The sequence below is a fragment of the Streptomyces sp. NPDC056486 genome, from assembly GCF_042795295.1.
Classification (GTDB): domain Bacteria; phylum Actinomycetota; class Actinomycetes; order Streptomycetales; family Streptomycetaceae; genus Streptomyces.
This window is the reverse complement of record NZ_JBHTSF010000290.1, coordinates 1-5,755: the sequence shown is the minus strand read 5'-3', so window position 1 is coordinate 5,755 and position 5,755 is coordinate 1. Positions and strand designations below refer to the sequence as shown.

7 protein-coding genes and 4 tRNA genes are annotated in these 5,755 nt (G+C 69.9%); 5 read left to right on the top strand and 6 right to left on the bottom strand.

Annotated features, from left to right (window positions below; translation table 11 throughout):
• Positions 1-74: 74 nt before the first annotated feature.
• The 4 genes from ACFQ7F_RS45210 to ACFQ7F_RS45195 all read right to left on the bottom strand — a co-directional run bounded on the left by ACFQ7F_RS45210 (position 75) and on the right by ACFQ7F_RS45195 (position 442).
• Positions 75-146: transfer RNA gene (locus ACFQ7F_RS45210), tRNA-Val, on the bottom strand.
• A gap of 37 nt (positions 147-183) precedes the next feature.
• Positions 184-255: transfer RNA gene (locus tag ACFQ7F_RS45205), tRNA-Val, on the bottom strand.
• Position 256: 1 nt separating this feature from the next.
• Positions 257-330, bottom strand: a tRNA-Cys gene (locus ACFQ7F_RS45200).
• Positions 331-369: 39 nt separating this feature from the next.
• A tRNA-Gly gene (locus tag ACFQ7F_RS45195) sits at positions 370-442 on the bottom strand.
• Positions 443-605: 163 nt separating this feature from the next.
• Here ACFQ7F_RS45195 and ACFQ7F_RS45190 point away from each other — a divergent pair.
• The 3 genes from ACFQ7F_RS45190 (at position 606) to ACFQ7F_RS45180 (ending at position 3,394) form a co-directional block, all read left to right on the top strand.
• Positions 606-1,667: a chorismate-binding protein gene (locus ACFQ7F_RS45190; RefSeq protein ID WP_383285413.1), complete on the top strand. Its 1,062-nt coding sequence runs from the start codon at positions 606-608 to the stop codon at positions 1,665-1,667.
• A complete protein-coding gene (locus ACFQ7F_RS45185; protein WP_383285410.1) occupies positions 1,664-2,485 on the top strand; it encodes an aminotransferase class IV in 822 nt (273 codons plus the stop codon). The genes ACFQ7F_RS45190 and ACFQ7F_RS45185 overlap by 4 nt, the downstream gene beginning before the upstream one ends.
• Positions 2,486-2,569: 84 nt before the next feature.
• Entirely contained in the window at positions 2,570-3,394 is an 825-nt protein-coding gene (locus ACFQ7F_RS45180; RefSeq protein WP_383285407.1) for a GNAT family N-acetyltransferase, read from the top strand.
• Positions 3,395-3,410: 16 nt separating this feature from the next.
• On the opposite strand, the gene ACFQ7F_RS45175 is transcribed toward ACFQ7F_RS45180, so the two are convergent.
• Positions 3,411-3,956: a DsbA family protein gene (locus ACFQ7F_RS45175; RefSeq protein WP_383285404.1), complete on the bottom strand. Its 546-nt coding sequence runs from the start codon at positions 3,954-3,956 to the stop codon at positions 3,411-3,413.
• A gap of 203 nt (positions 3,957-4,159) precedes the next feature.
• Between ACFQ7F_RS45175 and ACFQ7F_RS45170 the strand changes: the two genes are divergently transcribed.
• A complete protein-coding gene (locus ACFQ7F_RS45170; RefSeq protein WP_383285401.1) occupies positions 4,160-4,606 on the top strand; it encodes a hypothetical protein in 447 nt (148 codons plus the stop codon).
• Positions 4,607-4,875: 269 nt separating this feature from the next.
• Positions 4,876-5,046, top strand: coding sequence for a hypothetical protein (locus ACFQ7F_RS45165; protein ID WP_383285398.1), 171 nt, complete (start codon positions 4,876-4,878; stop codon positions 5,044-5,046).
• Between the two features lie 29 nt (positions 5,047-5,075).
• Here ACFQ7F_RS45165 and ACFQ7F_RS45160 read toward each other — a convergent pair whose 3' ends face one another.
• Positions 5,076-5,648 (bottom strand): CGNR zinc finger domain-containing protein, encoded by a 573-nt coding sequence (locus ACFQ7F_RS45160; RefSeq protein ID WP_383285395.1) that lies wholly within the window; start codon positions 5,646-5,648, stop codon positions 5,076-5,078.
• Positions 5,649-5,755 lie beyond the last annotated feature (107 nt).

Sequence of the window (5,755 nt, the reverse complement as noted above, 5' to 3'; positions counted from 1 at the left end):
CATCTACACTCTAAGAGAAGAGCTCTCCCGCTGAGCTAATCGCGCGGGTGAACCTGCGTGTGCTGCGAACTGCGTGCGCGATACTGGGATTGAACCAGTGACCTCTTCCGTGTCAGGGAAGCGCTCTCCCGCTGAGCTAATCGCGCGGGGATCCTTGCGGACCAGATTTTCAGTTGTGCTGCGTGCGCGATACTGGGATTGAACCAGTGACCTCTTCCGTGTCAGGGAAGCGCTCTCCCGCTGAGCTAATCGCGCTTGGAGGTGGAGACGGGATTTGAACCCGTGTAGACGGCTTTGCAGGCCGTTGCCTCGCCTCTCGGCCACTCCACCAGGAGTGCGGGGGGTCGGGAAGATCCCCCACTTCCTGCGAGCGGACGACCAGGTTCGAACTGGCGACCTCAACCTTGGCAAGGTTGCGCTCTACCAACTGAGCTACGTCCGCTTGTCTTTCCCGGCCCGCTCACGCGTCCCGGCGACGTGTTGAACTCTAGCGGATTCCTGGGCCAGTACAAAAACGCGTTTGCGCAGCGTGCTGCGCTGTCACCGGCCCGGGGCGCCACCAGGACACCGGTCATAGACTCACAGACGTGCACAGCGCCCGTCAGATGTCCTCCCGGCCGCCCTCCGGGGCGCCTCTGCCCATGGCGCGCTTCGGCGGCCTGCTCGCGACCGGCCTCAGGGACGTGACCAGCGATCCCTCGGCCCTTGACTCCCGCGGTTTCTGGGCGGTCAGCGCGAGCTTCGAGGGCGAACTGGTCTGCGCCCGCTTCGACGACGTACGCGAGGAGCCGGTGCCCGCTCCGGTGCCCGGGGCGTGGCAGGGCCCGGCCGTCGGTGACTGGACGTCGTCGCTCGACCGCACCGCGTACGTGGACGGTGTGCGACGTGTGCGCGAACACATCGCGGCGGGCGACGTCTATCAGGCGAACCTCTGCCGCGTGCTGTCCGCGCCGGTTGCCCAGGGCGCTGACGTTGACGCCCTGACAGCGCTCCTCGCGCGCGGGAACCCCGCTCCGTACGCCGGAACGATCCGTCTGCCCGAGCACGGGGTCGAGATAGCGACGGCATCTCCCGAGTTGTTCCTGCGCCGCGAGGGGCGCGTCGTCGAGTCGGGGCCGATCAAGGGCACGGGCCGGACCGAGGCCGATCTCCTCGAAAAGGACCACGCCGAGAACGTCATGATCGTGGACCTCGTGCGCAACGACCTCGGTCGGATATGCGTCTCCGGCTCCGTGACCGTCCCCGACCTGTGCGTGGTCGAGAAGCACCCCGGGCTCGTCCACCTCGTCTCCACCGTCCGGGGCGAGCTCCGCCCCGACGCCGGCTGGCCCGAACTCTTCGGGGCCGCCTTCCCGCCCGGTTCCGTCACCGGCGCGCCCAAGTCCAGCGCCCTGCGCATCATCGACGCCCTGGAGACCGCGCCCCGCGGTCCGTACTGCGGCGGCATCGGCTGGGTCGACGCCGACCGGGGCACCGGCGAACTGGCCGTCGGCATTCGCACCTTCTGGATCGATCGCGCGCGGGGCGTGCTGCGGTTCGGCACCGGCGCGGGGATCACCTGGGGCTCTGACCCCGAGGGGGAGTGGCGGGAGACCGAACTGAAGGCGGAACGGCTGCTGGCGGTAGCGTCAGGAGCGTACGAAGTGAGTGGAGGGAGACCATGGTGAAGATCTGGCTCAACGGTGGCCTGCAGGACCTCGAGACCGCCCGTGTCTCCGTGCTCGACCACGGGCTCACCGTCGGCGACGGAATCTTCGAGACGGTGAAGTCGGTCGAAGGGCGGCCCTTCGCGCTGACCCGGCACCTGGACCGGCTCGCCCGTTCGGCGCGCGGCCTCGGCCTGCCGGAGCCGGACCTCGACGAGGTGCGCGCGGCCTGCGCCGCGGTTCTCGACGCCAACCCGATGCCGCTGGGGCGGCTGCGCATCACGTACACCGGAGGTCTCTCGCCGCTCGGCTCGGACCGCGGTGATCAGGGGCAGACGCTGGTCGTCGCCATCGGCGAGGTCCAGAGGCGGCCCGACGCGACCGCCGTGATCACGGTGCCGTGGACCCGTAACGAGCGCGGCGCCCTGACCGGCCTGAAGACCACGTCGTACGCCGAGAACGTCGTCGCCCTTGCGCGCGCCCACGAACGGAGCTCTTCGGAGGCGCTGTTCGCCAACACGGTGGGGCAGCTGTGCGAAGGCACGGGATCGAACGTCTTTGTCGTGCTCGACGGCGAGATCCACACGCCGCCGGTCGCCTCCGGGTGCCTGGCGGGCATCACGCGCGCGTTGGCCGTCGACTGGACGAACGCGCGCGAGACGGACCTGCCGTTCGACGTCCTCGACCGCGCCGACGAGGTGTTCCTGACCTCGACGCTCCGTGACGTCCAGGCCGTGCACCGGATCGACGGGCGCGAACTGCCGGGCGCACCGGGCCCGGTGACCGCGAAGGCGATGCGGATCTTCGACGAGCGGGCGGCGGACGACCTCGACCCGTGACCGGTCGGGTGACATTGGGTGACAGACCGCAAGTGCACGTAATCCTGATGACGCTCGAGCCGCAGGGCGGGTAGAACACCACTGATGACCACGACCCTGCGGCCGACCGGGCCGCTTCACCAGAGCGCTGACGGCGCCAAGTCACGCACGTACGAAGTGCGTGTGAACAGCCGTCCTGTCGGCGGGATAGAACTCGCCACGCACGCCGTGTTCGGACCTGCCGTCGCCGAGATGCGGGACCTGAGCATCAAGGAACCCGACCGCAGGCGCGGGCGTGCCACCGTCGCCGTGCTCGCCGCCGAGGAGGTGGTGCGCGGCTGGGGCTGCAACCGCATCGAAGTGGCCGTGCCCGCCGAGGCCGCGGCGGCCCACCGCCTCGCCGTCTCCCTCGGCTATAGGGAGCGCAACCGCCAGATGACCAAGCCCCTGACCGCCGAGCCGCCCGCGCTGCCGGCGGGTGTCGAGGGGCGGGAGATGACCGAGGACGAGTACGAGGTGTGGCTGGCCCGCGAGAAGGAGGACTACGCGCAGACCTGGATCGAGCGCGGGGTTCCTGAGGCGGAGGCGCGAGCCAAGTCCGACGCCGACCACGCCGACCATCTGCCCCAGGGCCTCGCCACCCCCGGCACCAGCCTCAGCGTGCTCACCCACGAGGGCACGAAGGTCGGCACCCTCTGGCTCGCGCTGCGCGACGGCGACGCGTTCGTCTTCGACGTCGAGGTCGACGAGGAGTACCGCGGACTCGGCCACGGCCGTTCCCTGATGCTCCTGGCGGAGACGCAGGCCCGCGCGGTGGGCCTGCGCCGCATCGGCCTCAATGTCTTCGCGGGCAATGCCCCGGCCCTCGGCCTGTACGAGTCCCTCGGCTACGAACCGGTCATGTATTACGTCTACAAGCAGCTGCTCTAGGAGGCCCCAGGGGGCTCTAGGAGCCGTCCTGCCCGGAGGCCGCGAGCAGGAGGTCCGTGATCTCCTCGACGCGATCGCGCAGGCCGTCCTGGCTCTTGCCGCCGTCGAGGCGCTCGCCCCCGATGACGTACGTCGGTGTCCCGGTGACGCCGATCGCCTTGCCCTCGGCCTGGTCGGCGTCGACGATCAGGATGTGCCTGCCGTCGACGAGGGCGGTGTCGAACTCCTCGGCATCGAGGCCGAGCGCGCGTGCGGTCTCGACCAGGAAGGGCTCGCCCTTGCGGGTCAGCTCCTCGACGTTGCCGAGCACGGCCTCGACGTACGGCCAGCCCTGCCCCTGCTCGAAGGCTTCCTCGGCGGCCTGGGCGGCGGCGAACGCGTGCTTGTGCTTCTCGAGGGGGAAGTGCCGCAGACGCAGGTCGACGCGGTCGCCGTAGTGGGCGCGGAGCGCGCGTACGTCGTCCAGGGCGGTCCGGCAGTCCGGGCACTCCAGCTCGCACCAGATGTCGATGACGAGGGGACCGGTGGGGCTGGTGGGGGCATCGGGGACAGAGTCGCTCATGGGACACAGTCTTTCAGCCTGAGAGCGCCCTGCCGACCGGGGCCGCGGCGGTGACCGGAACCTGCGGAGGAGGCGTGACCCTGATATGTCCCTGAAGTCCGCTCGGGGCGTGGCTTGTGAGGGCCCACCCGGTGCAGGATGGAGGAGAAGACGGTGTCCACGCCACCGTCTGCGCCCGCACGCCGCACGCCTGGAGGATCCGGATGATTGCCGAGACCGTCTGTTCCGCCGTATCCGCGGCCGGCCTCGGCATTGCCGCGATCACGGCCTACCGCAAGCGTTTCCTCGCGGCGACACGCCTCGCCGCCTATTCCCTGGTCCCGGTCGGTCTGGTGATGACCGGCGTCGTCGGATGGCTGGCCGACACCGCCTTCAGCATGAAGGCCTGGGTGGGCTTCGGCGTCCTCGGCGTCGCCTGGCTGCTCTTCATGACCACCCGAGCCGTGGAGCGCCGATCCGGCGGCACCCGCAAGGAGCGCAAGGCCGCGAAGGCGGCCCAGCGCGAGGCGGTGGCCCCCGCGGCCTCCGCGCCGTCGCTGGGGCAGGGCGCCCGCCCGGCCGCCCAGGCTGCGGACCGGCCGAAGACCGCGGCCGCGCCCAAGGAGGACTTCAGCGACATCGAGGCCATCCTGAAGAAGCACGGCATCTGAGTACGGAATCTCTGAGTACGGAATCGGAGTACGGCATCCGACGGGAGCGAGCGCCGTCGTCAACAACCGTCCTCGTCGGACGGGCATGAGACTCCCTCGTTCGTGTGGACGGTGGTGCCGCCGAATCCGACGAGGTGCGTCGCCGACGGGCCATGGACGGGACGTGTGGGACGCCTGACTTGTGCAGGTCACCGAATGCGGCGAACTCCCGCGCTTTCCTGGCGTGTTGGTAACCGGCACCCCCGGGACTGCGTCATCATCGCCGCGAGATGCAGGACACCGCACAGGGCGATGCCGCCCCGCCGAACGATGAGCGAGCCGCGACAGAAGACCCCAAGGGTTGTCTGTTCGCGCTCTCCCAGCCACCCCTGATGATCTTCCTGGCGGTGATCGGCGTTCTGCTCCTGATGGGGTCCTTGCACGATCTGCTGGGGCCTTAGGGCCACTGGGAGCCGCCGCGGCTGCGGGCTCAGCCCGCGGCTTCCTTGCGCCGGGCCCGGTAGGCGGCGACGTGCAGCCGGTTTCCGCAGGTGCGGCTGTCGCAGTAGCGGCGCGAGCGGTTGCGGGAGAGGTCGACGAAAGCGTGCCGGCAGTCCGGTGCCTCGCAGCGCCGCAGCCGCTCCTGCTCACCGGCGACCACGAAGAACGCGAGTGCCATGCCGCAGTCCGCCGCGAGGTGGTCGGCGATGGAGGCCCCGGGCGCGAAGTAGTGCACGTGCCAGTCGTAGCCGTCGTGGTCGGTGAGCCGGGGCGTGGTGCCCGCCGCCGCGATCAGTTCGTTGATCACCGCCGCCGCGGCCTGCGGCTCCGGCGCCGCGAAGACTTCGTGGAAGCGGCTGCGGATGTGCCGGACGCCGGCGAGGTCATGCTCCGAGAGCACGCCCACATCACTTATGTCGTGGCTTCGTACGAATTCGTCGAGGGCCGCCAGGTCCGCGAGCCCGTCCGTTCCGGTGTTCGCGGCGGCCTCGGTGTCCGGTGCGGTGTTCACCAGATCGACCACCGCGTCGAGTGCGCACCGGGTGTCGTGGGTGATCAGCACGATTTGCTCCCTGGCCTGGGGGTAGTGGGGTCTCCCCCGCTCATTGAGAGCTTGGGAGGGTGCCCGCCGATGCTGGCCGATGCTAGCGGCTTCACGACACGGCACAC

Excerpts from the sequence above, each read along its gene's own strand:
- ACFQ7F_RS45165 (WP_383285398.1), top strand. The coding sequence starts at position 4,876 with ATGCAGGACACCGCACAGGGCGATGCCGCCCCGCCGAACGATGAGCGA.
- ACFQ7F_RS45180 (WP_383285407.1), top strand. The coding sequence starts at position 2,570 with ATGACCACGACCCTGCGGCCGACCGGGCCGCTTCACCAGAGCGCTGAC.
- ACFQ7F_RS45175 (WP_383285404.1), bottom strand. The coding sequence starts at position 3,956 with ATGAGCGACTCTGTCCCCGATGCCCCCACCAGCCCCACCGGTCCCCTC.
- ACFQ7F_RS45170 (WP_383285401.1), top strand. The coding sequence starts at position 4,160 with ATGATTGCCGAGACCGTCTGTTCCGCCGTATCCGCGGCCGGCCTCGGC.
- ACFQ7F_RS45190 (WP_383285413.1), top strand. The coding sequence starts at position 606 with ATGTCCTCCCGGCCGCCCTCCGGGGCGCCTCTGCCCATGGCGCGCTTC.